Genomic DNA, 26,431 nt, shown 5'->3' with positions numbered 1-26,431 from the left:
AGAGGGATGCATCATGGCAGAATCGCTTGAATCCATGCTCGCCGGGACGGGCGATATCGTTGACCTGCTGCGCAACCAGCAGGTTGGTCCGAACGTGTATCCGGGCGTTCCTGCGGAATATTCCAACTGGCGCAGCGAGCAGTGGGCCTGGCAGCACACGGCCGTGCTCTATAACCAGAGCTACCACATGGTGGACCTGGAAGTGCGCGGCCCGGATGCCTTCGCCATGCTGAACTATCTGGCGATCAACAGCTTCAAGGGTTTTGTGCCGGACAAGGCGAAGCAGTTCGTGCCGTGCACTCCCGCCGGACACGTGATCGGCGACGTTATCCTGTTCTATCTCGAGGAAGAGCGGTTCAATCTGGTCGGCCGCGCGCCCTCGATCGAGTGGGTGGAATTTCACGCCGCATCGGGCAAGTGGAACGTCGAAGTCGAGCGCGATGAACGCTGGGCGATGCGTAACGACGGCAAGCGCAAGAACTATCGCTTCCAGGTCCAGGGCCCGAACGCGATGAAGATCATCGAGAAGGCCACCGGCATCACCCCGCCGGATCTCAAGTTCTTCAACATCACGCACCTGACCATCGCGGGCAAGACCGTGCACGCGCTGCGCCACGGGATGGCCGGCCAGCCGGGTTGGGAACTTTACGGTCCCTGGGAAGACTATAGCGCGGTCCACGCCGCGCTGGTCGAAGCCGGCAAGGAATACGGCATGGCGCTGGTCGGCGGCCGGGCCTATTCGTCCAACACGCTGGAATCGGGCTGGATTCCGTCGCCGCTGCCCGCGATCTACACGGGTGAGGAACTGAAGCCGTTCCGCGAATGGCTCTCGGCCAGGTCCTATGCCGGGATGTGCTCGATCGGTGGCTCCTACGTCCCCGACAGCATCGAGGGTTACTACCTGACGCCCTGGGATCTCGGCTATGGCCCGTTCGTGAAGTTCGATCACGATTTCATCGGGCGCGAGGCACTGGAAAAGATCGCCGCCGGTCCGCACCGCAAGAAGGTGACGCTGGCGCTCGACAACGAGGATGTCATGCGGGTGCAGTCCTCCGCGTTGTCGAAGGGCGAACGCGCGAAGTTCATGGAATACCCCAGTGCGGTCTATGCGATGCATCCGTTTGACGAAGTGCGCGCCGAGGATGGCAGCCTGGCGGGGCTGTCGACGTGGATTGGCTACACGGCGAACGAAGGCAAGTTCCTGACGCTGGCGATGCTGGAGCCGCAGTATGCCGAACCCGGCACCAAGGTTTCCCTGATCTGGGGCGAGCCGAACGGCGGCACCCGCAAGCCGACCGTGGAGCCGCATGTTCAGACCCCGATCAAGGCGGTTGTTGCGGCCGTGCCTTATGTCGAGGCCGCGCGCGACAACTACGCCGAAGGGTGGCGGACCAAGGGGGCCTGATCAGGCCCCGGTCAGGCTCGCGGCCGCGCGTGACAGCGCGGCCCGGGCCTTGGTCGCCACTTGCGGGTTGAACCGCACTTCCGGGATTGCAACGGCGAACGCGCCGACGACCTCACCGTTCAGCCATGCCGCAGCACCGAGGCCGCAGATGCCGATGGTGTTTTCCTCGTGCGCTTCGGCCACGCCATCGCGCCGGATCTGCTCCAGCGCGGGGCGTAGCTCTGCCTCGTCCAACAGCGTGTGGGCAGTGTAGCGGGGCCGCGGGCATTCCGCGAAATAGCGCGCCAGTTCCGGTTCGGGCAATGCGGCAAGGATGGCCTTGCCCGCGGCCAGTGCGTGGAGCGGCTTGCGGTGACCCGGTTCGATGGCATAGCGCAGCGCCTGTCCGCTGGCTTCGGTGACCAGCGCCTCCACTTCCCAGCCGGTGCGGACCATGAAGCTGGCGGTTTCGTCCAGCTCGCTGCGCAGCACTTTCACCAGCGGCTCGACCCGTTCGGCCAGGGTCAGGCTGGCGCGCGGGACGATCAGGCGATGCAGGCCCGGCCCAGGGCGATAACGCCGGCCGTCGCGGACCAGGTATTCGCGCTCTGCCAGCGTGCTGAGCAGGTAGGACAGGCTGGATACCGGAATGTCGAGCGCGGCGGCGATATCCTGCGCGATCGGGCCTTGTGGATGAGCGACCACGAACTCGATTATGTCGAGCGTGCGCATCGCCGACTTGACGGTGTTGGACGGAGCCGCCGAGGCCGATGACTGCGGCATTACCAGGCCAGACTGCCGCGCCGTTCTGCAAACCGCCAGCCGTCGGCGGTCAACACGAACCGGTCGTGAAAGGAGCCCGCGAGCGGCACGCCGCCCTCGGTAAACAGCACCATCGCGCTGGTGCCGCGCGCACTGGCATGATCCTCTACATCGATCACCACGTTGGAGCAGACATGCCGCGTCTTGCGCGGCGGACGGGCCTGAAACGCGGCAAGGATTGCCGCGCGGCCAACGATGGGCGCATCCGGTGCGGTCGGGCGCGTCATCAGGCCATCATCGGTATAGAGCGCGGCAACATCCTCCCAGCGGGCTTCGTCGTTGAGGTTTGCATAGAGCGCGATCAGACGGGCGCAGTCCGCCTCGATCGCGCGGCGCTGATCCTCGGTCATAGGCGGCTCGCCGCGATATCGGCGCCTTCGCGCAGGTTGCGCAGCTTGCGCCAGGTCACGATCGGATCGATCTTGCCATAGCCGGCGAACGTGCCGAACCCGCAGTCGGTGCTGGCAACGACGCGGTCGGGTCCGACGATCCCGGCGAAGCGTTCGATCCGCTGCGCGATCAGTTCCGGGTGCTCGACATAGTTGGAGCAGGTATCGATCATGCCGGGGGCCAGGATCTTCCAGTCCGGCAGTTTGGCATCCTGCCATACCTTCCATTCGTGTTCGTGGCGCGGATTGGCGGCTTCGAACAGGACGGTGGCGGGACGGGCCTTGATGACGATGTCGATCACCTTTTCCAACGCGATGTCGTGATCGTGGGGGCCTTCGTAGTTGCCCCAGCAGACGTGCATCCGCATCCGTTCGGGCGGAATGTTGGCGGTCGCGGCATTGAGCGCCTCGACATTGGCGGCGGCGATCTTGAGGAACTCCTCCTCGGTCGCGTCCTGATAGCCGGTATGGCGGCTCATCGCCAGGTCCGGACAATCGAGCTGGAGGTAGAAGCCCGCGTTCACGATCGTCTCGTATTCCTCGCGCATCGCATCGACCAGCGCGGCGAGGTAGGCTTCGTGGCTGGGGTAGAACCGGTTGACCTGAAAAGCGGTGATCAGCCCCGGCGAGGCCGCGTTCATGAAGGCTTCGGTGTCCGGAGCGGCATAGGCGTCGAGCGCGGCGCGGAAGCGGCGGATATCATCGTGCAGCGGTTCCAGCGTGACCAGCTTGACCGCGTCGATGCAACTGGCGCGGACAAACTCCTGGCTGCCCATGATTGCGGACAGCTTCTTGGCAAGGTTGGGGACCTCGGCCAGGTCGGCGGCCGGTTTGCGGTCGGTATGGCCGCCGAACCCGGAGAGGCGCTCGATCATGTAGGTGGAATAGCCAACCTTGCCCAGTTCGCCGTCCGAGACGATGCTGACCCCTGCGGCAACCTGCTGCTGCACGGCTTCGGATACGGCGGCGCTGACGACCCGATCGAACTCCGCCGTGTCATAGGGCTTGCCGGCATCGCGCGCAAGCAACAGCGGGGTCAACTCGTCCCCGCGCGGCAGGCTGCCGACGTGGGTGGTCTTAATGTGGGTCATGCGATGTCCTCTCGCGCAAACGCTTTCGTGAAACATTCGCATATATGAACGTTTGTGGCAAACGCAGATCGCGGAATCACAGTAGCAGCAGAGCAAACCCCAGCGCGACGCCGAAGCTGACAAGGGTGGCGGCCAGGACCGGCACAGTCGCCCGCCAGCCCATTTCCATCAGCAGGTCCATCCGGCTGCGCATGGCGGTGGCTGTCACGGCCAGCAGCAGCAGCGCCTTTGACCCGACCAGCGCATAGTGTGCCAGAACCGGGGGCATGGTCACCACGCTGTTCAGCGCAACCGTGGCCAGAAACGCGGTGATGAACCAGGGCAGCGCCAGCCGTTTCCACAATGGCTGACCGACTGATCCGTCTGCGGGGGTCAGCGCCAGCGAAACCAGCGCCACGACCGGGGCGAGCAACGCAACGCGGGCCAGCTTCACGATGGTGGCATAGCTGCCGGCCGCGTCGGAAAAGGCATAGCCGGCGCCAATGGCCTGGGCGACGTCATGGATCGACGCGCCGATCAGGAACCCGGCCTGCCGGTCAGACAGCGCGAATTCCTCGGCCAGCACAGGATAGACCGACATCGCAAACGCGCTGGCGAGCGAGATGCCGACCAGCGTCAGCGCGAACTGCGCCTGGCTGAGCCGGTGCTTGCCGATGACGCCATAGAGCGCGAGCGCGGCACTTGCGCCGCAGATTGCGGTCGCGCCGCCCGCCAGCATCCCGGCATAAGTCGATTGCCCGCCAACCCGGCTGCCCAGCACGCCGGCCAGGATCGTGGCGGCCATGACCACCACCAGCGCGCCAAACGGGGCAGGGCCCAGCGCGCCGATCTGGGCGAAGGTAACTTGCAGCCCCAGCATCACGATGCCGATGCGCAGGCAGGTGCGCGAGGCGAAGTCCAGCCCAAGGTGCGTGCGCGGATCACGCGCGATGAAGTTGAGCGAGAGGCCCACCAGCAGGCCGAGCAGGATGATCGGAAAGCCGTAGTGTTCTGACAGCCAGGCCGCCGCCGCCGCCGCGACGCCGCAGATCGCCAGACCGGGAAACAGGGTGTCCTTGGGCTGTGCCGCGGCGCTCGTCGTTTCGGCCAGATGCATCTCGCCGTAGAGGTCGCCGCCATAGGGCAGGGCGTCCCAGTCGACCCGGGCCATGCTGCTCTTGTCTGGCCCGCTATTCATGTCCTGCCCCATTTTCGCGTCCCGCCCCCTTTTTTATGTCCTGCGGTGTCATATCCCGCTTTCCTTATTCCCCGAAGGCGTTACTCTGCAAGCAGGAAGGGCGTGAAACAAGCGCCAAAGCAATGGGAGAGACGCGGATGAATGGCACCCGGAGCGATGGGGTGAGCGAACGGGCGATCATGCTGCTGATCGTCATGCTGTTTCTTGGCAATGCGCTCAATTATGTCGACCGGCAGGTGCTGGCGCTGCTCAAGCCGACGCTGGAGGCCGAGTTCGGCTGGAGCGACGACGATTACGCGCACCTTGGTTCCGCGTTCCAGCTGGCCGCCGCGGCCGCGCTGCTGGGGGTTGGCTGGTTCATCGACCGGCTGGGCGTGCGCTGGTCCTATGCCATTGCCGTTGCCGTGTGGAGTGCGGCGGGGGCAGCCCACGCGCTGGCCACCACGGTGCAGCAGTTCGTGACGGCGCGCGTCGTGCTCGCGATTGGCGAGACGGTCAGCACACCCGCAGGCATGAAATCGGCCGCGCTCTATATCCCCGAAAAACGCCGTAACATGGCGATCGGGCTGATCAACACGGCGCCCAATATCGGCGCGATCCTGACCCCGCTGCTGATCCCACCGTTCGCTCTGGCGTTTGGCTGGAAGGCGGCGTTCGTCGTCACCGGTGCGCTGGGGGCGTTCTGGCTGGTCGGCTGGTGGATGGGCACCCGCAACCTGAAGCCGGTTACCGCCGCGCCGGAACGCGCGCCGGTCAACTGGGGTGAGTTGTTCGCCGACCGCCGCAGCTGGGCGGTGATTGGCGCCAAGTTCCTGACCGACTGCGTCTGGTGGTTCGTGCTGTTCTGGATGCCGGACTTTTTCAATCGGGTGTTCAAGCTGGGCCAGGGCGATTTGGGCTGGCCGATCGCTATCATCTTTTCGCTCGCGGCGCTGGGCGCGATCACTTCGGGCGGGCTCTATCCGATCCTGCTGTCGCGGGGCTGGTCGATGAACCGCGCGCGCAAGTCCTCGATGCTGTTCTATGCCATTGCGGTGCTGCTGATGCCGCTGGCGCTGTTCACGCACAGCCCGTGGATCGCCGCCGTGCTGATCGGCATGGGCCTGTTCGCGCATCAGGGCTTTTCGACCAACATCTTCGGGATGAGCACCGACATCGTCCCCACCGTCCGCATCGCCAGCGTGATCGCGATGGGCGCGGTCGCGGGCAACCTGTCGGGCATGGGGATCATCGAGCTGGCCGGTTGGTCGCTGCAGAACGATCACGGCTATACCCCGATGTTCGCGATCTGCGGCGGGGCCTATCTGGCGGCGCTGCTGTTCATTCATCTGGTGGTGCCGGATCTGGGCAAGGCGAAGGCGCAGTAGGGGGGGCGCTCTGATTGTGCTCGCTCAACGGGCGTGACATCATCGGTTGATGATTACATTTCGTCTACCTTGGTGGGCTTTCTGCGCTGGCCTAGGGGTTGTCATTGCGGCCAGCACGATCGGAGCGCGGCAATCCATTGAATCCGCACTCTATCTTTGGGGTGTGCTGCTGTTGCTGGACGGGTGTCTGGGAACTCGTATTCTGCCCGGTTTGACGCCCCATGCAAGCTACCCAGCGGACTGGCGGGCAATTGAGAAGAACCTTTACTGCCGCAAGCAAGGCATTGCACGCATAGCGGTTTCGGTCGCACTTGCTGGTTCGTTGTGCATCGGTGTTGAACTGGCTGGTCAGAGCGATTTGACTAACTGGTACAGTCTTGGTGCAATCGTTGGCTGGTGCGGGCTCTGGTTGGTAGCTGCGCTGAGTGCCATCCGCGATGCATTGGCAAATGATTGACGGACTGGCTACTTGAATGCGGAACCGCTTTTGTCGTTCGGCATTCTGCATCGCTGCCTCGAAAGTCGTCACCCTGAACTTGGTTCAGGGTCCATCTCTCGCCCCGCTGGATTCCCGCAGTGAGGCACGATGGATGCTGAACCAAGTTCAGCATGACGGTGCGGCAGATCGTGTCGCATCCACAAACCCACACAAAAAAGGGCCCCGGATCGCAATCCGGGGCCCTTCAAGTTTCACCGCGTACGGTGGGTGGTTCAGAAGCTGTAGCGCGCGCTCACGCCCCAGTAGCGATCGGCATCGCGCGGGATCTGATAGCGGTAGGAACCGCTGACGCCGCCGTTGATGATCGCGGCCGGATAGGCCTTGTCGAACAGGTTGCGGACCTGCGCGGTGATCTTCCACTTGTCGTCCGGCGACACCAGCCCGACCGAAAGGTTGACCAGCGCATAGGCCGGGATCGTGCCCAGCAGGCGCTGCACATCGTTGGGCGAGAACAGCGAGAGCTGCTTGCTCTGGAAGTTCATCGTGGTGCCCAGGGTGATGTCGGCAAAGCTGCCGGTTTCGATGCGGTGATCGATCCCCATCGAACCCTTCCAGGTCGGCGCATAGCCCAGCTTGGTGCCCGACGGGATGATCGCCGAGGCGGCCGCACCCGGCGCGACCTTGAACTGGTTGACGTGGGCATCGGTCAGCGCGAGGCCGGCCATGATGTTGGTGTTGCGGCCCGCGCGCCAGTTCAGGTCCATTTCGATCCCGCGGGTCGAAATCGTGCCTGCATTGGTAAAGCGGGTCACCACCACGCCAGCCACCAGATCGGGGTTGTTGGCCTGGAAGTTCTTGTACTTCGCATAGAAGCCCGCGATGTTGAACGTCAGCGCGCCGTCCAGCAGGGTGTTCTTCAGACCGATTTCGAACGAGTCCGAAGTTTCCGGTTCGATCACGTTCGTGCCGGTGGCGGTCAGGTTGTAGAACACGTTGTAGGCCGGACCCTTGTAGCCACGCGCATAGCTGGCATAGCCCATCACGTCGTCGCTGAAGTCCATCTGGAACACGGCCTTGCCCGACAGGTTGTCGTTGCTGGTTTCAGCCGTGAACGGAGCCGCCGGGGCGCCGGTACCCGTGGTGGTCACCGGGAAGCTGGGCTGGATGCCCGGACCGGCGAGGGTGGTGTTGCGGCTGTGGAAGACCGACAGCTTGTCATGCGTGTAGCGCAGGCCGCCGATGATGCGCGCGGCATCGCTCAGCTTGAAGGTGGCCTGCCCGAACAGCGCGAAGTTGTTGAAGGTGGAACCGAACGTGGCGGTGCCCGACGGGAAGGTCGACGGGTTGGCGTTCACGCTGCCGCACGGGATCAGCACGTTGTTCGGAGCGCCGGTAGCGGCGGTGCACTGCGTCACGTTGCGGGTGAAGGTCCGCTCCGAATAGGCGCGCGAGTAATACGCACCCACGACATAGGACAGCGCGGTATCGCCCGGCGAGGTGATGCGCAGTTCCTGGCTGAAGGTGTTCGACGTCTGCGGGCCGCTGTCATGCAGCTGCGCAAAACCGACATAGGCCTTGTCGAGCCAGTCGCCGTCGCGGATTTCGGTGTTGTCCCAGCCGCGATAGGCGGTGATCGAGGTCAGCGTGTGGTCGCCCAGGCCAATGTCGGCCTGCGCCGAAACGCCCCAGCCTTCTTCCTTGGTCGCGGTGACCAGGTTCTGCGCCACGGCACGGGTCTTGGCCCCGTCCTGGTTGGGCAGAACTGCGAACGCCAGGCTGGTGGTCGGCACGCCGGCACCGGTCAGCGGTGCGGTGGCGATGATGTCGGCGCAGCAATCGTCGTCGTTCTTGTAGTAGTCGGCGGCGACGTAGATGCGCAGGTCATCGCTGGGATCGTACAGGAACTGGGCGCGGGCGCCCCAGTGCTTGTAGCCGTTGACCCATTCGTTGGTGGTGACGTTGCGGATGTTGCCGTCATACGAGCCGTAGAAGGCGCTGAACCGGCCGGCCAGGCTCTCGCCCATCGGCAGGTTGACCGAGCCCTTCACGCGCACTTCATTGCGGTCGAAATAGCTGGCTTCGACGGTGCCGCCGAGCTCGTTCTTGGGCATCTGGGTGGTGATGTTGATCACGCCCGCCGATGCGTTCTTGCCGAACAGCGTGCCTTGCGGGCCGCGCAGGACTTCGATCTGGGCGACATCGACGAGGTCGCTGAACGCTTCGCCCGAGCGGGCATAGACGACGCCGTCAACCACGGTCGAAACCGACGGTTCGCCTGCAATCGAGAACGTGGCCGTGCCGACGCCGCGCAGGAAGATCGTCTGGTTCAGGGTGGTGCCCGACTTCAGGAAGTTCAGCGAGGGGACCATCTGGGTCGCGCTCTCGATGCTCGGACGGGCCGCTTCCGAGAGCGATTCGCCGCTGAGCACGGAGACTGCAACCGGCACCGACTGCAGGCTTTCCGAGCGCTTTTGCGCGGTAACGACGATTTCGCCCGGAGCCTGAGCATCCGCCTCGTTGGCAGCGTCCTGGGCGAGGGCCGGGGTTGCGAAAACGGACAGCGCCAGCACAGCGGCTGATGCTCGAAGCATTGATTTCATGAGAAATTCCTCCCTCGAAAGCCGGGCGGGGACCTTCCGTGGCCCGGCACTGCGTACCGTGGCTCAGGCCCGTTCCATACGATTGCCCTGCCACTTGTGCGGCTTGAATTGCGTTGCGGCGCTCGATATGTCAAGCGGTGTCATACGGACAAGGCCGAGTAGTGGCAAACGCGCCACAGCTAGGGCCGGAGAGGGAACGAATCGGCGTGCAAGACCGGTTTACGCAGCATGGTGATGGGTTTGACCTGCATTTCGCGGGGCGACTGGTGCTGGCCCACCGGGCAGAGAGTCCGGCGCTGGCCATGGCGCGCGGCGCACCCAGCGTCGAGATGTATCGCGGCAACTTCCGGATCGAGGATGCGCCGACCGATCGGATCGTGCCGACGGAATGCCAGGTCGAAGCCGATGGCGTGATGCTGCTGGAGGGCGGCATACCCGCCGCGCGGTTGGCGCTGGTGGACGGGCGACTGTCCGTCGAACTGCTGCGTGACGGGTATGACCGGATCCACCTGAGCTTTCACGCCGAACCCGATGAAACGGTATGGGGCGGCGGGGAGCAGATGAGCTACTTCGCGCTCAATGGCCGCGCTTTCCCGATGTGGACCAGCGAGCCGGGAGTGGGGCGCGACAAGTCGACCGCGCTGACCCGGTTGATGGACGAAACCGGCATGGCCGGGGGCGATTACTGGAATACCAATTATCCGCAGCCGACCTTCCTGACGTCGCGCTGGCTGGCGGTGCATTTCACGGCGGAATGCTACAGCGTGCTGGATTTCACCGACCCGTCACGCCATGCGGTGGAAGTGTGGTCGCCGCGCACGGTGTTTGAACTCTACGCGGAAGATTGCCCGCAGGAACTGGTTGGCGCGCTTTCCGCCCGGTTCGGTCGCCAGCCGCCGCTGCCTGACTGGGCGATCGGCGGGGCCATCGTTGGCCTGAAAGACGGTCTGCGCAGTTTCGAACGGCTGGAGGGCTTCATCAAGGCCGGGGCTGCCGTATCGGGCTTGTGGTGCGAGGACTGGGCCGGCATTCGCGAAACCAGCTTTGGCCGCCGCCTGTTCTGGGACTGGCGGCGCGACCGGCAGCGCTACGCCGACTTGCCCGAACGCATTGCTGCGCTGGAAGCGCGCGGCATCCGGTTCCTCGCCTACGCCAATCCTTACCTGGCGGTCGATGGCATCCTGTATGAGGAAGCTGCGGAAGGAGGGCACTTCTGCCTGCGCCAGGACAGCGATGAGGTGTACCTCGTCGATTTCGGCGAATTCGATTGCGGCGTGCTGGATTTCACCCGCCCCGAAACCCGCGACTGGTTTGCGGAAAAGGTGCTGGGCCGCGAAATGCTCGACATCGGCATCTCGGGCTGGATGGCCGACTTTGGCGAGTATCTGCCCACTGATGTCAGGCTGGCCGATGGATCCGATCCGATGGAAGCGCATAACCGCTGGCCCGTGCTTTGGGCCGAGGTCAATGCGCAGGCCGTCGCCAGCCGGGGCAAGACCGGCGACGCGGTATTCTTCATGCGGGCCGGTTATTCCGGGGTGCAGGGGTATTGCCCGCTGCTGTGGGCGGGCGATCAGTCGGTCGATTTCACCCGGCATGACGGGATCGGCACGGTGATTACCGGCGCACTCTCGGCGGGGCTGGTGGGCAATGCCTACAGCCATTCGGATTGCGGCGGTTACACCTCGCTCCATGGCAATGTGCGGACGGTGGAGCTGATGGAGCGCTGGTGCGAGCTGTCGGCATTTGCGCCAGTCATGCGCAGCCATGAAGGCAACCGCCCCGACGACAACCTGCAATACGATTCCAGTGCCGATCTGCTGGCCTGTTTCGCCCGGTGGAGCCGCGTTCATGCCCATCTGGCCCCGTATGTGCGCCAGTTGTGCAGTGAAGCGACCGATCAGGGCCTGCCGGTGCAGCGCCCGCTGTTCCTGCATTACCCCGATGATCCGGCGCTCTTTACGGTGCAGGATCAATACCTATACGGTGCCGATCTGCTGGTGGCGCCAGTGATCGAGGAAGGCGCGAAATCGCGCTCGGTGATCCTGCCGGGCGAGGGGCCGTGGCGGCACTGCTGGACGGGGGCGGACTATCCCGCCGGCATTCATGAAGTGCCTGCCCCGATCGGTCAGCCGCCAGTATTCTATCGCCCGGACAGCGCTTTTGCGCCGTTGTTTGCGGGTCTTGCGGGGGTGCTGGAGGGATGAGCGAGCGGTCCAATATCCGCGATGTGGCGGCCAAGGCGGGGGTGGCGGTGAAGACCGTCAGCCGCGTGCTGAACGGCCACCCTTATGTCAGCGCCGAGACGCGCGCGCGGGTAGAGGAGGCGATGCGGGATCTGGATTTTCGTCCCAGCATCGCGGCCCGCATCCTGTCGGGGGCAAAGTCCAACCAGATCGCGCTGATCTATGACAACCACAGCCCGTACTACATGTTCCAGATCCAGACCGGCTGCTGGGAGTTCTGCAAGGAGAACAGCATCCGCCTGCTGGCGCAGCCCGTTGATGTGGCCGATCCGCAAGTGGGCGAGCAAGTGCGCGGGTTAGTGTCTGAGACTCAGGTGGACGGAATCATCCTGTCGTCGCCGGTGACCGATTGCGTCCCGGTGCTGCGCGCGCTGGAGGCGATGGACGTGCCGTTCGTGCGGATTTCGCCGGGGACCAATCATGCCCTGACCAGTTCGGTGTTCATGGACGATGCCCAGGCGGCAGACGATATGACCACATACCTGATCAATGCCGGGCATCGCCGCATCGGTTTCATCAGGGGCCATCCCAATCACATGGCGTCGGATGATCGCCTGTTCGGCTATCGCCGCGCGCTGGACCGCGCCGGTATCGCTTATGAACCGGAACTGGTCTGCGACGGCGAGTTCGATTTCGAAAGCGGTGTGCGGGCAGCCAATCGCCTGCTCGACATGGCGGATCGCCCCACGGCAATCTTCGCCTCGAATGACGACATGGCCGCCGGGGTGCTGGCGGTTGCCCACGATCGGGGCATCGAGTTGCCGGGGCAGCTTTCGGTCGCCGGATTCGATGACACCACGCTGGCGCGCACGGTCTGGCCGCCGCTGACCACCATCCATCAGCCAATGGCCGAACTGGCCCGCACGGCGACGGAAATCCTGATTGCGGGCGGCGACATTACGCACCGTCGCCTGCCCCATTCCCTAGTCGAGCGCGCATCGGTCGCGCCCCCATACAGGAAACCATGATGAGCGAACTGCCCGCACCTCCGTCGACCCGCCAGCTGGGTTCCAGCGATATCGCGATCTCGCCCATCGCCTGGGGGATGTGGCGTCTGGCCGAAGATGGCCGGACCGTGTCCGAAGCCGCCGCGCTGGTGCATGCCGCGCTCGATGCCGGGATCACCCTGCTCGACACGGCGGACATCTATGGTTTCGATGGCGCCAGCGGGTTTGGCGATGCCGAGGCGCTGCTGGGCGAAGTGCTGGCCGCTGAACCGGGGCTGCGCGGTCGCATGGTGCTGGCCACCAAGGGCGGCATTCTGCCGCCACTGCCTTATGACCAGAGTGCGGATTATCTGCGCAGCGCGATCGACGCCTCGCTCCGCCGCCTGAAGGTGGACAGTGTCGATCTGTGGCAGGTGCATCGCCCCGATATCCTGGCGCACCCGCAGGAAGTGGCGCGGGTGCTGGATGATGCGGTGACGGCGGGCAAGATCCGCACCCTGGGGGTATCCAACTTCACCGTGCACCAGACCGCCGCGCTCAACCAGTTTCTTGGCCACAAGCTGGTTTCGACCCAGCCGGAAATCAGCCCGCTGCGGATCACCTGCTTTGAAAACGGCGAACTGGATCAGGCCATGATGCTGGGGCTTGCCCCGTTGGCGTGGTCTCCGCTCGGTGGCGGCCGTCTGGCCAAGCCGGAAACCGCGCGCGACAAGGCGGTCGCGGCCGAACTGGACCGGGTTGGAGCGGCGCAGGGTGTCTCGCGCACCGTGGCGGCCTATAGCTGGCTGATGGCGCATCCGGCCGGGATCGTGCCGATCATCGGGTCGCAACAGGCTGGCCGCATTGCCGAAGGAACGGCGGCCATGCAGGTGCGCTGGACCCGTGAAGACTGGTACGCCGTGCTCGTCGCGGCGCGCGGTGAGCGGCTGCCCTGACGGCGCTGACAGACATAAACATGAAGCAGCCAATGGCGCCGGGTGGTGGCGCATTGGCGACAAGAGAATGATCGAACCAACGACGCCCACGCGGCCGCGTTGCGCGCGGCGCTGCGTCCAGAGCTTGTGAGGAGCGCTACATGACCGACCAACAGTGTGAGATCGCCTGGTTTTCCGCCCTCTGCGATGACGATTACGAGTTTCTCGGGGTATCGGACCCCTATCTGAAGTCCAGCTGGGAACATTGCCGCAATATCGTGCTGCGCGCGGAGGAGGGCGGGTTCGACAATATCCTGCTTCCGTCAGGCTATCAGCTGGGCCTCGATACGACCGCATTTGCCGCCGCGGTGGCCACGCAGGTGCGACGGATCAAGCTGCTCTGGGCAACGCGGATCGGTGAGGACTGGCCGCCGCAGCTGGCTCGCCGCATTGCCACGCTCGACCGTATTCTTGGCCCGAACGCGGCCGGTACGGGTGGGCGGCTCAATGTGAACATCATCTCGTCCGATATGCCGGGCGAGACGATTGCCTCTGGCCCGCGCTATGCCCGCGCGACCGAGGTGATGAAGATCGTGCGCACGCTCCTCAATGGGGAATCGCTCGATCACGAAGGTGAATTCTACAAGCTCAAGCTGGACCCGCCGCGGATCACGACCCTGTCCGGCAAGTGCCCGGCGTTCTACTTCGGCGGCCTGAGCCACGAAGCACGCGAATGCGCCGCAGAAGGGTGCGATGTCTATCTGATGTGGCCGGACACGATGGACAAGGTGCGTGAAACCATCGCCGACATGAAGGAGCGCGCTGCCCGGTTCGGCCGCACGCTGAAGTTCGGCTACCGCGCCCACGTGATTGTGCGCGAAACAGAGGAGGAAGCGCGGATGTATGCGGATCGCCTGCTTTCCAAACTGGACGAGGATGCAGGCAAGGCGATTCGTGAACAATCGCTTGATGCGAAGAACTATGGCGTGCAGCGCCAGCAGGAACTGCGCAGCGCAGCGGGTGGCGACGGGTTTGTCGAGGACAACCTCTGGACCGGAATCGGTCGTGCCCGCTCCGGCTGCGGAGCGGCCATCGTCGGTACGCCGGATCAGGTGCTGGCCAAGCTCCGCGCCTATCAGGCCGAAGGGATCGAGGCGTTCATCCTGTCCGGCTATCCACACATGCAGGAGGCAGACATGTTTGCCCGTCATGTCCTGCCGCACATCCAGCACGGACCTTTAACGCTGTAAACCCGGCGCGACGCGAACGCAGGTGGCAGGCGGTCGACCGGAAGTTCCGGTTGGCCGCCTTGTGCCACTTTGAAGGCACGTAGGTGCACCTGTCCCTGCAACAGGGACGCATTCTTTCGCAATGTGGGAAAGTGGTGCCCGGAGGCGGATTCGAACCACCGACACGCGGATTTTCAATCCGCTGCTCTACCAACTGAGCTATCCGGGCAATGCTGCGACGAGGCCTGAAACGGTCCCGCCAGCGGCTGGAAGCGCGCCTATGGCGAAGCGCGTCGCGCTTGGCAAGCATGAATTTTCAGTCGTCGCCTTCTTCGCGTCCGGCAACCGGTCCGGGCAGGGCATAACCATCGTCGAGCCAGCGCATCAGGTCACGGTCGCGGCAGCGGTTCGAGCAAAACGGGGCGTGTTCGGCGCTGCGGGGCTTGCCGCAGATCGGGCACTTGCGGGTCTGAGTCGTCATGCCGCGATCGCCTGCGCGAATCCGCCGTCGAGTGCAAGATTCGCGTCCTGTGCCCAAAGAACCGTCCGTCCCGACCGACGCGCCAGTTCCGCTTCCCACTCCGGCAGAACGGCTGCGCGGACGGCGGGATGGCACGTCAGCAGCAATGCACCGGGCTCTGTGACGCCCTCGGCCCGCCGGAGCAGCAGTAGCGCAGCAGCAGCTGCCCGCTGCCGGGTCAGAAGGGCCAGCAATGATGGCCGTTCCAGCCTTGCAACCAGCTGGACGAAGCCGAACCCGTTCATGCCGGTCCGCTCATGCGGCCAATGGTCAAGGGCAGCGTCCAGCGCCTCATCCACCGCCCTCCGGTCTGCCTTGTCGGGCAGCGTGGGGAAATCGATGCCGATTGACCCGGCCAGATCAAGCCGCCCCACCATGGCGGCAATGGCAGGGATGGCTGCCAGCGCCAGCGCCGCTGGAGGCAGGGTGCCATCAATGTCGATCAGCGTCATGGCAGGGGTGGGGCTCACGGTAAGGTTCCCGCCGGGAAACTCGATCGCGCCGGTCCAGGCATCGGCAAACACATCTTCCCATGCGCCGGAGGGGAAGCGGTGGACGATTTTGGCATCGAGTTGGTCCGCCAGGCCCGGGGCAAGGCGGGGTTGCGCCGTGCTCGGGCGCGCCTGTGCGCGCTTCAGTCGCCCTCGTTCGGCGATCGCGGCGCGAGTCACGATCAGACGCAGCGCTCCGCCTTCCTGGGCATCGCGTGGCAAACCATCGACCAACGCTTCTTCACCACCGGCAAAACGGGCGGTGCCGCGCCTCGATCCGCTGGATCGGGAAACCAGCACTGCATCGTCCACCAGGCCGGCTTCCAGCCCGCCTGGCCAGCGCAACCGTGCCGCCAGCACCTCGCCTCCATCGAGCAGGATGGCGCGTTCTTCGCCAATCCCCTCCTCGACCAGCCACTCAGGCAATGGGGAAACCAGCCGATTTCAACAGGCTGCGCGTTTCGAACAGCGGGAGGCCGACCACGCCGGAATGGCTTCCACCGATCCACGCGATCAGCCCCTCTGCGCTACCCTGAATGGCGTAGCCCCCTGCCTTGCCGTGCCATTCCCCGCCCGCGATGTAAGCATCGATTTCGGCCGGGGAGAGCTGCTTGAAGCGCACAATTGTCTCTGACAGCTTTTCGCGCAGGGTTCCGTCGGGATATTTTAGCGCAATGGCCGACAACACGCGGTGACGCCGCCCGGACAGCGTGGCCAGGCACTCGCGGGCAGTGGCTTCATCTTCGGCCTTGGGCAGGATCCGTCGGCCACAGGCGACCACGGTGTCTCCTGCCAGCACAAACGCTGTGCCGCCATCAACCGCAGCGGCCTTCTCGCGGGCCATGCGCATGGCATAGACGCGCGGAAGTTCGGCGCGGAGTGGCGTTTCATCGATGTCGGCGGCGGCCACGCCAGCAAGTTCAACGCCTAGCCGCGCGATCAATTCGCGGCGGCGAGGGCTAGCCGAGCCAAGGATCAGGGAGGGCGTCATTTCGCCCGAAGGTTCGCTCAGTACTGGCCGGGGCCGCCACGGCCAGGCATGAAGCGGTAGGTGATCCGGCCCTTGGTCAGATCGTAAGGGGTCAGTTCGACCAGCACTTCATCGCCCACCAGAACGCGGATGCGGTTCTTGCGCATCTTGCCCGCCGTGTGGCCAAGGATTTCGTGGTCGTTTTCCAGCCGGACACGGAACATGGCGTTGGGCAGCAGTTCCACCACCTGGCCACGCATTTCGAGCAGTTCTTCTTTCGCCATCCGCGATCAATATCCATACATTTCGGTGTGCTTGGGGCGCCCCATAGCTCCGCGCGGCGCAAAAGGAAAGCCTTTGGCGTGTGGCACGTTTGCAGCACTATTTCAGGGGCGCGACAAATTGTTACGTGGTGCGACTTGCCAAGGCCCGGTGCAGGCCCCAACTGACACCCCGGGGACAGGGGCCGCCTGCTCAAGGTGCGGAAATTTCTCAAGCAATTTGGACGCCATGCCCAGCCACAGACATGCACTCTCACTCTCGGCCCTTGCCATTGCCATGATCGCCCAGCCAGCGCTTGCGCTGGACGATCTGCAAACTTCGGAGGCCCCGGCCGGAACAGATCAGGCAGATGACGAGTATGCGCCGCGCGATGCCGGTGGTGACATCGTTGTGGTTGCCACCCGCGTGGCGGGGCAGGTCGAAGCTCCACAGCCCCCGATTGCCACGCTGGATGAGAAAGACCTTCAGTCCCTGGGGGCGGCCAATCTGACCGATGTGCTGGCCCGGATCAGCCCGCAGACGACGTCCGGGCGCGGGCGCGGGGGGGGAATGCCGATCGTACTGGTGAACGGGCAACGGATCACCAATTTCCGTGAAATGCGCAATTATCCGCCCGAGGCCGTGCGCCGGGTGGAGATCCTGCCGGAAGAAGTGGCTCTGCGCTTCGGCTATCCGGCCGATGCGCGCGTGGTCAACTTCATCCTTAAGGACAGCTTTGCCAGCAAAACGATCGAGGCTGAAACCGCTGTGCCGACGCGCGGCGGGTTTCAGGCTTACGAGCTGGAAGCGACGGCCCTGCGTATCGCGGGTAAACAGCGTTTCAACGTGACCGCGAAGATCGACGATACCTCGCCGCTGACCGAGGCCGAGCGTGGCGTGATCCAGTCTTCCAGCCTGAGTGTCAGCACTGATCCGGACCCGGCTGCGGCGCGGACGTTGATTGCGGATTCCCGCGAACTGTCACTCAATACCGCTTGGTCGCGCGGATTGGGCAAGGATGGGTTGGGCGGGCAGATTTCGCTCAGCGGCAACGTGACCCGCAGTGACAGCCGCAGCCTGTCCGGGCTGACGCTGGTCGCTCTGACTGCGCCCGATGCGATCCGCGCGGTCCGCGCTGTGGGTGATCCACTGGAACGCCTGACGCGCAGCACGGCGCTGCAAGTCGGTGCGGGGATCAACACCTTTTTCGGAAACTGGCAGTTCAACGCAACGGTCGATGGCAGCCATGGTGAAAGCCGTACACTCATTGACCGCCGGGCAGATACCGCGGCGCTCGTCGCAGCGGCTGCGAGCGGAAGTCTGCCCATCAACGGGGCATTGCCGGTATTGGCGGATCCAGGCCGCGATACGGTGCGCAGCAACACGGAGAATGTGAACAGCCTGATCACTCTGGTTGGTCGCCCTGTGCGCCTGCCCGGTGGAGAAGTCACGGCAACCTTCAAGGCCGGTTTTGCGTGGTCGAATATCGAAAGCAGCGACACGCGCAGCAAGGTTGGTCCGATTTCGCTGACCCGTGGGGATGCATCGGCAGGGATGAACCTGGGCATCCCGATCACCAGCCGCCGAGAGGGGTTTGGAGCAGGCCTTGGCGATATTTCGCTGAATTTCAGCGCCGGGCTCAACCACCTGTCGGATTTTGGCTCGATCAAGGACTGGAGCGCCGGTTTGACCTGGTCTCCGCTGGAAGGGCTGGGGTTGCAGGCCAGCTATCTGGTCAATGAGGCGGCCCCCGGACTGGCACAACTGGGCAATCCGCAGACGGTAACGTTCAATGTGCCGGTCTATGACTTTACGCGCGGTGAAACGGTCCTCGCGACAATCGCTGGCGGTGGCAATCCTGCTTTACGCAAGGAGCGTCAGCGCGATCTGAAGTTTGGAGCCAACTGGAAGCTGCCCTTCCTCGCCAACTCGAACCTGCTGGCCGAATACTTCCGCAACCGCTCCAATGAAGTGACAGCAGCCTTTCCGCTACTCACCCCGGAAATCGAAGCGGCCTTTCCGGGCCGGGTCGTGCGGGATGCTGGCGGTCGCATCGTTGCCGTGGATCAACGGCCGGTGACATTTGCCAAGCAGGAAAGCTCCCGTTTGCGATGGGGGCTCAACCTCTCGGGCACGCTCGGCAAGGCGCCAGAGGCCGGCCCGGGCGGGGCTGGCATGATGGCAGGTGGTGCTCGCCCACCTGCGCCCGGCGGTGGTCCCGCACGCGCTGGCGGCAGTGGTCGCGGGATGATGATGGGAATGATGGGCGGTCCCGGCGGCGGTCAGGGGCGCTGGAACTTCGGGATGTATCATACTGTTCAGTTCGACAGTTCGGTGCTGGTTGCACCCGGCGGGCCGTTGCTTGATCTTCTGGCCGGGGATGCACTGGCAGCAGGGGGGACTCCACGACATTCGCTGGAGTTCAACGGCGGCTTGTTCAAGAACGGTTTCGGCATGTTCATGAATGGCAGCTGGATTGCACCCGCCACCATCAGTGCGACCGGGGCACCGGGTTCCAGTGACCTGCGCTTTGGCAGTGTTACAAAGATCGGAATCTCGATGTTCGCGGACCTGGGCGCGCGAGCCGGTCTGGTCAAATCGGCGCCCTTCTTCAAGGGCAGCCGGGTTTCGCTGCGGTTCGAGAACCTGCTGGATTCGCGTCAGAAAGTCACCGATTCCAGCGGCTTGGTTCCGCTCAGCTACCAGCCTGATTACCTTGATCCGCGCGGCCGCGTGATCGAAGTGGAATTCCGCAAGATGTTCTGAGCGGATTGTCGGAGTTCCGGATGTGGGCCGGCCGGATTGTTTCCGGCCGACCCACGTTCAGACGCTCACGCAGCGCTGTGGAATACCGCGATGACCAGGTGCAAGGTCAGCCCCATCAGCGCGAAGCTGGAAAGTGCAAACAGCAGGAAGCGGAGCATCACCTTGTTGACCGTCGCCTGAACCAGAGAATGCGCTATGCGCAGGCCCACGTAGGCCCAGCCAAGCGTGGCATTCAGCCCATCGCCCTGACCGATCAAGGCCAACGCCAGCGCAACCGCGTAGAACACGGTCGGCGCCTCGTGCAGGTGGTTGTAGTTATGGGCAATCCATTGAACCTTGCCCGGCAGGACTGCGTCCAGATCCTTTCCTGTTCCACCAGTCATGGTCTTCGCGTCGATTTTCGCGGCGTTCATTGCCGGAATCCGCGTGACGTACATCCACAGCCACATCAACATCGTCCAGCCAGCCAGAACGGCCAGCGGTTGCAGGATATCCATCCCAATCATCACTCAATCTCCCCTTTTTTGATCAGATGGCGCCCAGTGTGAGCATGGCCGCGCGAACAGCCAGCACAAGCAGGCACAGCGTTGACAGGTTGAACAGTGTAAAGCGCACCGGAATGGTGTTCACCGTTGCCTGCCACAGTGAATGTGCCACCCGCAGCCCGACGTAACCCCAGGCGAACAGCACATCGTGCTCATGCGCACCCAGGATCGCCAGCGTGGCCAGCGTGGCGTAGAACAGGGTTGGCTGTTCCAGCAGGTGCGAATAGTTATGGGATTTCCAGTTGATCTGGTCTGGCAGTACGCCCTCCAGATCCTGACCGCGGCCACCAGGCTTGGCCGCGCCGAGTCCGCCGTTCTTGGCGATCGCGGGCAGCCGGGTCGCCGCCATCCAGAACAGCATGACGATTGTCCACAGCACCAGCGCGGCGCCAGGCGCGAGTATTTGCGCTTGCATCGAATTCTCCCCCTATGTCCCCGCTTTTGCGAGTTCGGGGAAGTTGGCAGACCCCAGCCGATTGTCAAATGCAACTAATCGGTGCTCGCCAGCACCTTTGCAAAGTCTGCCGGGTCGGTATTACTGCCGGTCACGAGGATGGCGGTCCGGCCATCAAGCGGGACCTTGCCGGCCAATGCGGCTGCAAGCGCGGCAGCGCCGCCGGGTTCGACCACCAGGTGCAATGCGCTGAAGGCAAAGCGCTGGGCAGCGCGGACTTCGGCCGGGGTCACGGCAACGCCATGCGTGCAGCGCTCTTTCAGGATCGCAAAGTTGATCGGAAACGTGGCTGGGGTCTGCAGCGAGTCACACGCCGTGGCCGGAGCGTCAGCCATCACGCGCTGGATGGTCCCGGTTGCCAGGCTGCGGCATACGTCGTCCCATCCTTCGGGCTCGACCGGAATGATCTCTGCATCCGGGCAGGCCAGCGCCAGACCAGCCGTCAACCCGCCGCCGCCACAGCAGACAATCACCCGTGTTGGGGGGCGCATGCCTCGCTCAGCCATCTGCGCGATGATTTCGGTGCCTGCGCTGCCCTGGCCCTCGATCACCCAAGGGTCGGCATAGGCATGGACCAGTGTTGCACCGCGCTCGGCGCACAGCCGCCGGGCCAGTTCATCGCGATCTTCGCCGCCGGGCCGGTCATACAGCACCACCTCCGCTCCCAGCGCCCGGGTCGCGGCCAGTTTCACGGCCGGTGCGTCGACAGGCATGACGATGGTGGCAGCAATGCCCAGCCGGCGGGCCGCCCAGGCAACGCCCTGCGCATGATTGCCGCTGGATACCCCAACTACGCCGCGCGCGCGTTCCTCCTCGGTGAGGTCCGACAGCCGATGCCACGCGCCGCGGATCTTGAACGCGCCGATGGGTTGCAGGCTCTCGGCCTTGATCCAAACGGAGTGACCGTGGATTTCGGTTTCCAGCAGTGGCGTGCGCGGCAAAAGATCGGCTATCTTGGCGGCTGCACGGGCCACGCCTTCCGGGGTAGGGCTGCGCATTTGTTGTGCTGTCATGAAACAATCCTATATGCGCGGCTTCGCCCCATAGGAAGTGTCGGGCCAAAGGAGATTCGCAGGTGAGCAAGGTTCTGGTGATCGGTGCAGGCGGCGTCAGCTCGGTCTGCGTCCACAAGATGGCGATGAACGCCGGGATTTTCAGCGAGATTCACCTCGCCAGCCGCACGAAGGCAAAGTGCGATGCCATTGCCGCCTCGGTCAAGGAGCGCACGGGCCAAACGGTCCACACGTACGAAATCGACGCCGAAGAAGTTCCCGCCCTGACCCGTTTGATCCAGCAGATCGGCCCGAAGCTGGTCGTCAATCTGGCGCTTCCGTATCAGGATCTGCCGATCATGGACGCGTGCCTGGCCGCGGGCGTCAGCTACATGGACACCGCCAATTACGAGCCTAAGGATGAGGCCAAGTTCGAGTATCATTGGCAGTGGGCCTATCACGATCGGTTCAAGGAACAGGGTCTGGTCGCGCTGCTGGGTTCCGGCTTTGATCCTGGCGTGACGAGCGTTTTTGCGACCTGGCTGAAGAAGCATAAGCTCAAGACCATTCGTACGCTGGACATTCTTGACTGCAACGGCGGCGATCACGGCCAGCATTTTGCCACCAACTTCAACCCGGAAATCAATATCCGCGAAGTGACCGCTCCGGCGCGGCATTGGCTAAACGGGGAATGGGTGGAGACCCCTGCGCTCACCATCCGCCAGAACTTCGAGTTCGAGGGCGTCGGTCCGAAGAACATGTACCTCATGTATCATGAGGAAATCGAAAGCCTGAAAACCCACTTGCCCGAGATCGAGCGTATCCGGTTCTGGATGACTTTTGGCGATGCCTACATCACGCATCTGACCGTGCTGCAGAATGTCGGTATGACGGGGATCGAGCCGGTGCGGTTCCAGGGCAAGGACATCATTCCGCTGCAGTTCCTGGCAGCCGTGCTGCCCAAGCCGGAAACGCTGGGGCCGACGACCAAGGGCAAGACCAATATCGGCGATATCGCCACTGGCCAGGCGTTGGACGGCAGCGGCGAAAAGACGTTCTACATCTACAACATCTGCGATCATGAGGACGCGTTCCACGAAACCGGCAATCAGGCGGTCAGCTACACCACCGGCGTTCCGGCCATGATCGGTGCGGCGATGCTGTTGACTGGGGCCTGGACGGGTGAGGGCGTGTTCAACATGGAACAGTTCGATCCCGATCCGTTCATGGACATGCTCAACCAGCATGGCTTGCCCTGGCAGGTCAAGGAACTGGCCGGGCCGCTGACGTTCTGAACCGCTGCGAATGAACTGGTCCGCAATTGCCCCGATTGGCCTGCTGGCCGGTTCTAACGTGCTTATGAACCTGGCATGGTATGGTCATCTCAAGGCGCCGGGGAGGGCGCTTTGGCTGGCGGTTCTGGCCAGTTGGGGCATTGCTTTCTTCGAATATTGTCTGGCAGTTCCGGCCAATCGCCTGGGTAGCCAGATTTATTCGCTCGCGCAGCTCAAGACGATCCAGAAAGTTCTCTCGCTCGTGACGTTCGTGGGCGTTGCGTGGTTGTTGTTCGATACCCGGCCCACGATCAGCCAGGCGATCGGTTTCGTGCTGATCGCGCTGGGCGCGTGGTTCGTGTTCAAGTCCCCGTTCGGTTGAAGGAATCAGATCGATGGAAACCCGCGCCGGTGATCCGGGAGCATTCGCCCACTTCGACCTGTCGCGCGTCGACAGCCCGGCTTTCGTGGTCGATGCCGCCCGGTTGCGGCAGAATCTGGCCGTGCTGGCCGATATCCGGGACCGGGCGGGCATCAAGGTGCTGGCAGCGCTGAAGGCGTTTTCCATGTGGAAGGTGGCACCGATTGTCGGTGAGTACCTCGATGGCGTTTGCACCAGTGGACTGTGGGAGGCTCAGCTTGCGGCGGAACATTACAAGGGTGAGGTCGCGACGTATTGCGCGGCCTACAAGGCTGATGATCTGCCGGAAATCCTCCGCCTTTCTGACCATGTGATCTTCAATTCGCCCGGCCAGATCGCTCGGTTCGCGCCGCTTGTGGCAGCGGCACGGGCGGCGGGGGAGGCGTTCCACGTCGGTCTGCGGATCAATCCTCTCCATGCCGAAGGTGAAGTGCCGCGCTACGATCCGTGCGCGCCGCATTCCCGGCTGGGGTTTCCGGTCGATCAATTGACGCCGGAACTGATGACCGGGGTGGAGGGCATCCACTTCCACACGCTGTGCGAGCAGGATTTCGAGCCGTTGAAGCGCACATGGGAGGCCGTGAAACCGCGTCTGGCGCCCTATATGGGACAATTGAAGTGGCTGAACTTCGGTGGCGGGCACCACATCACCCGGGCCGACTACCAGCGCGATGATCTGGTCGACTTCCTCAACGAGGTCAAAGCCAAGACGGGCTGCGAAATCTATCTTGAACCCGGCGAAGCGGTGGCGCTCGATGCGGGGGTCCTGGTTGGGACGATCCTCGACACCCAGTGGAACGGCATGCCACTGGCCATCACAGACATCTCGGCGACCTGCCACATGCCCGATGTGATCGAGGCGCCCTATCGACCGGCGATGTTGGGCGAACTGGAGCCAGTCGATACCGAGATCGATGAAACGGCCGGCGGTGCTGTCCGGCTGGGCGGGCCGTCTTGTCTGGCAGGAGACGTGATCGGCGATTACCGGTTCCCGTCGGGGCCGGAAGTCGGCCAGCGCTTCGCGTTTCTGGATCAGGCGCACTATTCGATGGTCAAGACGACCACCTTCAACGGTGTGCCGCTGCCTTCGATCTGGCTGTGGGACAGTCAGACGGATGCGCTGGAATGTGTCCGGCGGTTTTCATATGCGGATTTCCGTGATCGGCTGAGTTGAACCGCCTTGCCAATCGGAATGCGCTCTCATACCGTCACGATATGGGCGCGCGTCCGGTTCTTGAAGGGTTTATCATGAAATTTCAATCGGTTCTGCTGTCCGCTGTGGCGCTGGCGGCTGCGGCTGGAGCGCAGGCTGCGCCAGCCAAGGTTGCCGATGGCAAGGTGCTTAAGGCGGTGACCGAGAGTGACTTGCAGCAACTGGTGCTGGCTGAAGGGCACACAGTGGACGAATTGCATCCGTTTGAGGCTCCCAGCGTGCGCGGCAAGACGGCGGATGGCCTGTACTTTCTGCTGATTGGCACGGCCTGCGATATCGGCAAGGTGAAGGGCTGCCAGGGGGCGATGATGCAGGTCCGCTATGACGACGATGAAAGCGTGACGCTGGAGGGCGTGAACAAGGCCAACATGGAAGAAGCCGCCATCGGTACCTGGTGGGACAAGGAAGACAAGACCGTCGGCTTTACCCGCTACGTCGTGATGGACGATGGCGTGACCTGGTTGAACCTGCGCCAGAACCTGCGTGTTCTGCTGGACGTTCAGGCTTCGACCCTGAAATACGTCTTCCCGGAGTCGGAAAAGAAATAGCGCCCACGCCGTTTCGTCGGCGGTTGTCGGCGGCCCGGCGGGGTGATGGCCAGAGGGCTGGGCAACAGCCCCTGGCGGGAGAGGATTGTCATGACCGAACAGCGCATCGTGCTGGATGCCCATACCAGCGACCCGGTAACCATGGGCTGGATGCAGGGACTGCCGCCAGCGCCGGAAAAGCGCATTCTGGCGGCTGCGGCCGGGCACATGCGCTTTCCCACGCATCGCCATGCATTCTCGCACATGCGCGAGTTCCTGCCCTCGGCACGGGTTTCCAGAGGGGGCGGTGCAGTGTGGGAGTTGCCGGAATCACCGCGCGACGATCTGGATAGTGTGCGCTTCACGACGCTGGATGACGGGCGTGAGATGAGCTGGGGCGACTCGCTTGCCGCCAACTTCACTGATGCGATCCTGGTGCTGCACCGCGGTCAGGTGGTTTATGAACGCTATTTTGGGGTAACCCGGCGCGATACGCCCCATATCGCCTTTTCCGTAACCAAGAGCTTTGTTGGAACGGTGGCGGAAATGCTGGTGGAGGAAGGGCGGCTCGACCCGGAGGCTCCGGTCGGGGATCTGCTGCCTGAAATGCTGGGCAGCGGCTTTGCCGATGCAACCCTGCGGCAGGTCATGGACATGACCACGGCGCTCGACTTTTCGGAGGACTATACCGACTCCGCTTCGGGCATCGGTGCCTTCAGTCTGGCTTTGGGGTTGACCCCGCGTCCGGCCGGCTACACTGGGCCGACTGATATCTATGCCTTCCTGCCGACGATCGTCAAGGCGGGGGAGCACGGCGAGCGCTTCACCTATCGGACCTGCAACACCGAAGTGCTGGGCTGGATCGTGGCGCGGACCGAGAACAAGCGCCTTGACCGCGTGCTGTCAGAGCGGATCTGGCAACCGCTGGGCATGGAGCAGGATGCCGATTTCCTGATCGATTCGACCGGAATGCCCTTTGCCGGCGGCGGGTTGAACCCCGTGCTGCGCGACCTTGCCCGATTTGGCGAGGCCATGCGCTGTGATGGGGTGGGGCATGGCGGCGCGGCGATCCCGCTGGCGGCGGTTGAATCGATTCGCGGCGGGGCGAGTCGCACGGCGTTTGCCAAGGCGGGATACGTCTACTTGCCGGACTGTTCCTATCGCAGCCAGTGGTGGACGATGCCGGGCAACCACGGCGCCTATGCCGCGCGCGGCATTCATGGGCAGGGGATCTACATTGATCCGGTTGCGGAAATGGTCATTGCCCGGTTCGGTTCGCACCCGATTGCCGCCAGTTCCGGCAACGATCCGGTGTCCTTGCCAGCCTATCGGGCCATGGCCGAACGGTTGATGCAGGGGTGATTTTACCCACCTGATTCCTGCTGGAAACGA

At 63.7% G+C, this 26,431-nt stretch carries 25 protein-coding genes and 1 tRNA gene; 13 read left to right on the top strand and 13 right to left on the bottom strand.

Annotated features, from left to right (window positions below; all coding sequences use genetic code 11):
- The first annotated feature begins 13 nt into the window (after positions 1 to 13).
- Positions 14 to 1,405, top strand: a complete 1,392-nt coding sequence (gene desA, locus IE113_RS08340) for a syringate O-demethylase (protein WP_373297853.1) — start codon at positions 14 to 16, stop codon at positions 1,403 to 1,405.
- Here the strand turns inward: desA and IE113_RS08335 are convergent, their stop codons facing one another.
- The 4 genes from IE113_RS08335 to IE113_RS08320 all read right to left on the bottom strand — a co-directional run bounded on the left by IE113_RS08335 (position 1,406) and on the right by IE113_RS08320 (position 4,863).
- Positions 1,406 to 2,167 carry an IclR family transcriptional regulator gene (locus IE113_RS08335; protein ID WP_229822221.1) on the bottom strand — a complete coding sequence of 254 codons (762 nt, stop codon included), beginning with the start codon at positions 2,165 to 2,167 and terminating at the stop codon, positions 1,406 to 1,408.
- Positions 2,167 to 2,556 carry a nuclear transport factor 2 family protein gene (locus tag IE113_RS08330; RefSeq protein ID WP_189540360.1) on the bottom strand — a complete coding sequence of 130 codons (390 nt, stop codon included), beginning with the start codon at positions 2,554 to 2,556 and terminating at the stop codon, positions 2,167 to 2,169. Before IE113_RS08330 ends, IE113_RS08335 begins: the two co-directional genes overlap by 1 nt.
- Positions 2,553 to 3,686 carry a cobalamin-independent methionine synthase II family protein gene (locus IE113_RS08325; protein ID WP_189540358.1) on the bottom strand — a complete coding sequence of 378 codons (1,134 nt, stop codon included), beginning with the start codon at positions 3,684 to 3,686 and terminating at the stop codon, positions 2,553 to 2,555. The genes IE113_RS08330 and IE113_RS08325 overlap by 4 nt, the downstream gene beginning before the upstream one ends.
- 76 nt (positions 3,687 to 3,762) lie before the next feature.
- Positions 3,763 to 4,863 carry a YeiH family protein gene (locus tag IE113_RS08320; RefSeq protein WP_229822218.1) on the bottom strand — a complete coding sequence of 367 codons (1,101 nt, stop codon included), beginning with the start codon at positions 4,861 to 4,863 and terminating at the stop codon, positions 3,763 to 3,765.
- A gap of 137 nt (positions 4,864 to 5,000) precedes the next feature.
- Between IE113_RS08320 and IE113_RS08315 the strand changes: the two genes are divergently transcribed.
- Together IE113_RS08315 and IE113_RS08310 are read left to right on the top strand one after the other, a co-directional pair.
- Complete coding sequence (locus IE113_RS08315) at positions 5,001 to 6,230, top strand: MFS transporter (protein WP_189540355.1); 1,230 nt, start codon at positions 5,001 to 5,003, stop codon at positions 6,228 to 6,230.
- Positions 6,231 to 6,279: 49 nt separating this feature from the next.
- Entirely contained in the window at positions 6,280 to 6,687 is a 408-nt protein-coding gene (locus IE113_RS08310) for a hypothetical protein (protein ID WP_189540353.1), read from the top strand.
- A 254-nt stretch (positions 6,688 to 6,941) separates the two neighbouring features.
- Here IE113_RS08310 and IE113_RS08305 read toward each other — a convergent pair whose 3' ends face one another.
- Positions 6,942 to 9,260 (bottom strand): TonB-dependent receptor, encoded by a 2,319-nt coding sequence (locus tag IE113_RS08305; protein WP_229822217.1) that lies wholly within the window; start codon positions 9,258 to 9,260, stop codon positions 6,942 to 6,944.
- Between the two features lie 215 nt (positions 9,261 to 9,475).
- Between IE113_RS08305 and IE113_RS08300 the strand changes: the two genes are divergently transcribed.
- The 4 genes from IE113_RS08300 (at position 9,476) to IE113_RS08285 (ending at position 14,626) form a co-directional block, all read left to right on the top strand.
- A complete protein-coding gene (locus IE113_RS08300) occupies positions 9,476 to 11,476 on the top strand; it encodes an alpha-glucosidase (protein ID WP_189540349.1) in 2,001 nt (666 codons plus the stop codon).
- Positions 11,473 to 12,483, top strand: a complete 1,011-nt coding sequence (locus IE113_RS08295; protein ID WP_189540347.1) for a LacI family DNA-binding transcriptional regulator — start codon at positions 11,473 to 11,475, stop codon at positions 12,481 to 12,483. Before IE113_RS08300 ends, IE113_RS08295 begins: the two co-directional genes overlap by 4 nt.
- A complete protein-coding gene (locus tag IE113_RS08290; RefSeq protein WP_189540345.1) occupies positions 12,483 to 13,397 on the top strand; it encodes an aldo/keto reductase in 915 nt (304 codons plus the stop codon). The genes IE113_RS08295 and IE113_RS08290 overlap by 1 nt, the downstream gene beginning before the upstream one ends.
- Positions 13,398 to 13,537: 140 nt before the next feature.
- Positions 13,538 to 14,626, top strand: coding sequence for an LLM class flavin-dependent oxidoreductase (locus tag IE113_RS08285; RefSeq protein WP_189540344.1), 1,089 nt, complete (start codon positions 13,538 to 13,540; stop codon positions 14,624 to 14,626).
- Positions 14,627 to 14,758: 132 nt separating this feature from the next.
- Here the strand turns inward: IE113_RS08285 and IE113_RS08280 are convergent.
- From IE113_RS08280 to infA, 5 genes are all read right to left on the bottom strand, one after another.
- Positions 14,759 to 14,834, bottom strand: a tRNA-Phe gene (locus tag IE113_RS08280).
- Positions 14,835 to 14,921: 87 nt separating this feature from the next.
- Positions 14,922 to 15,086 (bottom strand): DNA gyrase inhibitor YacG, encoded by a 165-nt coding sequence (yacG, locus tag IE113_RS08275; protein ID WP_189540341.1) that lies wholly within the window; start codon positions 15,084 to 15,086, stop codon positions 14,922 to 14,924.
- Positions 15,083 to 16,042 (bottom strand): ribonuclease, encoded by a 960-nt coding sequence (locus IE113_RS08270; protein WP_189540338.1) that lies wholly within the window; start codon positions 16,040 to 16,042, stop codon positions 15,083 to 15,085. The genes yacG and IE113_RS08270 overlap by 4 nt, the downstream gene beginning before the upstream one ends.
- Complete coding sequence (locus tag IE113_RS08265; RefSeq protein ID WP_189540336.1) at positions 16,035 to 16,607, bottom strand: Maf family protein; 573 nt, start codon at positions 16,605 to 16,607, stop codon at positions 16,035 to 16,037. Before IE113_RS08265 ends, IE113_RS08270 begins: the two co-directional genes overlap by 8 nt.
- 17 nt (positions 16,608 to 16,624) lie before the next feature.
- A complete protein-coding gene (gene infA, locus IE113_RS08260; protein ID WP_189540329.1) occupies positions 16,625 to 16,870 on the bottom strand; it encodes a translation initiation factor IF-1 in 246 nt (81 codons plus the stop codon).
- Positions 16,871 to 17,144: 274 nt separating this feature from the next.
- Here infA and IE113_RS08255 point away from each other — a divergent pair, with 274 nt between their 5' ends.
- Positions 17,145 to 19,613, top strand: a complete 2,469-nt coding sequence (locus tag IE113_RS08255; protein ID WP_229822215.1) for a TonB-dependent receptor — start codon at positions 17,145 to 17,147, stop codon at positions 19,611 to 19,613.
- A 65-nt stretch (positions 19,614 to 19,678) separates the two neighbouring features.
- On the opposite strand, the gene IE113_RS08250 is transcribed toward IE113_RS08255, so the two are convergent.
- The 3 genes from IE113_RS08250 to IE113_RS08240 all read right to left on the bottom strand — a co-directional run bounded on the left by IE113_RS08250 (position 19,679) and on the right by IE113_RS08240 (position 21,625).
- A complete protein-coding gene (locus IE113_RS08250) occupies positions 19,679 to 20,119 on the bottom strand; it encodes an MAPEG family protein (protein WP_229822213.1) in 441 nt (146 codons plus the stop codon).
- Positions 20,120 to 20,141: 22 nt separating this feature from the next.
- Positions 20,142 to 20,573 carry an MAPEG family protein gene (locus IE113_RS08245; RefSeq protein ID WP_189540327.1) on the bottom strand — a complete coding sequence of 144 codons (432 nt, stop codon included), beginning with the start codon at positions 20,571 to 20,573 and terminating at the stop codon, positions 20,142 to 20,144.
- A gap of 74 nt (positions 20,574 to 20,647) precedes the next feature.
- Positions 20,648 to 21,625, bottom strand: a complete 978-nt coding sequence (locus tag IE113_RS08240; RefSeq protein WP_189540325.1) for a threonine ammonia-lyase — start codon at positions 21,623 to 21,625, stop codon at positions 20,648 to 20,650.
- Between the two features lie 62 nt (positions 21,626 to 21,687).
- Between IE113_RS08240 and IE113_RS08235 the strand changes: the two genes are divergently transcribed.
- The 5 genes from IE113_RS08235 to IE113_RS08215 all read left to right on the top strand — a co-directional run bounded on the left by IE113_RS08235 (position 21,688) and on the right by IE113_RS08215 (position 26,401).
- Positions 21,688 to 22,899 carry a saccharopine dehydrogenase family protein gene (locus IE113_RS08235; RefSeq protein ID WP_189540322.1) on the top strand — a complete coding sequence of 404 codons (1,212 nt, stop codon included), beginning with the start codon at positions 21,688 to 21,690 and terminating at the stop codon, positions 22,897 to 22,899.
- Between the two features lie 10 nt (positions 22,900 to 22,909).
- Entirely contained in the window at positions 22,910 to 23,260 is a 351-nt protein-coding gene (locus IE113_RS08230) for a DMT family protein (RefSeq protein WP_189540320.1), read from the top strand.
- A gap of 13 nt (positions 23,261 to 23,273) precedes the next feature.
- The gene (locus tag IE113_RS08225; RefSeq protein WP_189540318.1) at positions 23,274 to 24,473 is read left to right on the top strand and encodes a carboxynorspermidine decarboxylase; all 1,200 of its coding nucleotides are present in this window, start codon (positions 23,274 to 23,276) and stop codon (positions 24,471 to 24,473) included.
- Positions 24,474 to 24,514: 41 nt separating this feature from the next.
- Positions 24,515 to 25,060 (top strand): type III secretion system chaperone family protein, encoded by a 546-nt coding sequence (locus IE113_RS08220; protein ID WP_189540316.1) that lies wholly within the window; start codon positions 24,515 to 24,517, stop codon positions 25,058 to 25,060.
- A gap of 90 nt (positions 25,061 to 25,150) precedes the next feature.
- Positions 25,151 to 26,401 carry a serine hydrolase domain-containing protein gene (locus IE113_RS08215; protein WP_189540314.1) on the top strand — a complete coding sequence of 417 codons (1,251 nt, stop codon included), beginning with the start codon at positions 25,151 to 25,153 and terminating at the stop codon, positions 26,399 to 26,401.
- Positions 26,402 to 26,431 lie beyond the last annotated feature (30 nt).

It is taken from the genome of Novosphingobium arvoryzae, from assembly GCF_014652615.1.
Taxonomy (GTDB): Bacteria; Pseudomonadota; Alphaproteobacteria; order Sphingomonadales; family Sphingomonadaceae; genus Novosphingobium; species Novosphingobium arvoryzae.
This window is presented reverse-complemented; position numbering and strand designations above follow the sequence as displayed.

What these genes read in the sequence shown, in the direction of transcription:
- yacG (WP_189540341.1), bottom strand. Translation starts at nt 15,086, where the DNA reads ATGACGACTCAGACCCGCAAGTGCCCGATCTGCGGCAAGCCCCGCAGC.
- IE113_RS08305 (WP_229822217.1), bottom strand. Translation starts at nt 9,260, where the DNA reads ATGCTTCGAGCATCAGCCGCTGTGCTGGCGCTGTCCGTTTTCGCAACC.
- IE113_RS08245 (WP_189540327.1), bottom strand. Translation starts at nt 20,573, where the DNA reads ATGCAAGCGCAAATACTCGCGCCTGGCGCCGCGCTGGTGCTGTGGACA.
- IE113_RS08240 (WP_189540325.1), bottom strand. Translation starts at nt 21,625, where the DNA reads ATGACAGCACAACAAATGCGCAGCCCTACCCCGGAAGGCGTGGCCCGT.
- IE113_RS08225 (WP_189540318.1), top strand. Translation starts at nt 23,274, where the DNA reads ATGGAAACCCGCGCCGGTGATCCGGGAGCATTCGCCCACTTCGACCTG.
- IE113_RS08315 (WP_189540355.1), top strand. Translation starts at nt 5,001, where the DNA reads ATGAATGGCACCCGGAGCGATGGGGTGAGCGAACGGGCGATCATGCTG.
- IE113_RS08320 (WP_229822218.1), bottom strand. Translation starts at nt 4,863, where the DNA reads ATGAATAGCGGGCCAGACAAGAGCAGCATGGCCCGGGTCGACTGGGAC.
- IE113_RS08220 (WP_189540316.1), top strand. Translation starts at nt 24,515, where the DNA reads ATGGGCGCGCGTCCGGTTCTTGAAGGGTTTATCATGAAATTTCAATCG.
- desA (WP_373297853.1), top strand. Translation starts at nt 14, where the DNA reads ATGGCAGAATCGCTTGAATCCATGCTCGCCGGGACGGGCGATATCGTT.
- IE113_RS08290 (WP_189540345.1), top strand. Translation starts at nt 12,483, where the DNA reads ATGAGCGAACTGCCCGCACCTCCGTCGACCCGCCAGCTGGGTTCCAGC.
- IE113_RS08265 (WP_189540336.1), bottom strand. Translation starts at nt 16,607, where the DNA reads ATGACGCCCTCCCTGATCCTTGGCTCGGCTAGCCCTCGCCGCCGCGAA.
- IE113_RS08325 (WP_189540358.1), bottom strand. Translation starts at nt 3,686, where the DNA reads ATGACCCACATTAAGACCACCCACGTCGGCAGCCTGCCGCGCGGGGAC.
- IE113_RS08310 (WP_189540353.1), top strand. Translation starts at nt 6,280, where the DNA reads ATGATTACATTTCGTCTACCTTGGTGGGCTTTCTGCGCTGGCCTAGGG.
- IE113_RS08335 (WP_229822221.1), bottom strand. Translation starts at nt 2,167, where the DNA reads ATGCCGCAGTCATCGGCCTCGGCGGCTCCGTCCAACACCGTCAAGTCG.
- infA (WP_189540329.1), bottom strand. Translation starts at nt 16,870, where the DNA reads ATGGCGAAAGAAGAACTGCTCGAAATGCGTGGCCAGGTGGTGGAACTG.
- IE113_RS08255 (WP_229822215.1), top strand. Translation starts at nt 17,145, where the DNA reads ATGATCGCCCAGCCAGCGCTTGCGCTGGACGATCTGCAAACTTCGGAG.
- IE113_RS08330 (WP_189540360.1), bottom strand. Translation starts at nt 2,556, where the DNA reads ATGACCGAGGATCAGCGCCGCGCGATCGAGGCGGACTGCGCCCGTCTG.
- IE113_RS08230 (WP_189540320.1), top strand. Translation starts at nt 22,910, where the DNA reads ATGAACTGGTCCGCAATTGCCCCGATTGGCCTGCTGGCCGGTTCTAAC.
- IE113_RS08295 (WP_189540347.1), top strand. Translation starts at nt 11,473, where the DNA reads ATGAGCGAGCGGTCCAATATCCGCGATGTGGCGGCCAAGGCGGGGGTG.
- IE113_RS08215 (WP_189540314.1), top strand. Translation starts at nt 25,151, where the DNA reads ATGACCGAACAGCGCATCGTGCTGGATGCCCATACCAGCGACCCGGTA.
- IE113_RS08250 (WP_229822213.1), bottom strand. Translation starts at nt 20,119, where the DNA reads ATGATTGGGATGGATATCCTGCAACCGCTGGCCGTTCTGGCTGGCTGG.
- IE113_RS08285 (WP_189540344.1), top strand. Translation starts at nt 13,538, where the DNA reads ATGACCGACCAACAGTGTGAGATCGCCTGGTTTTCCGCCCTCTGCGAT.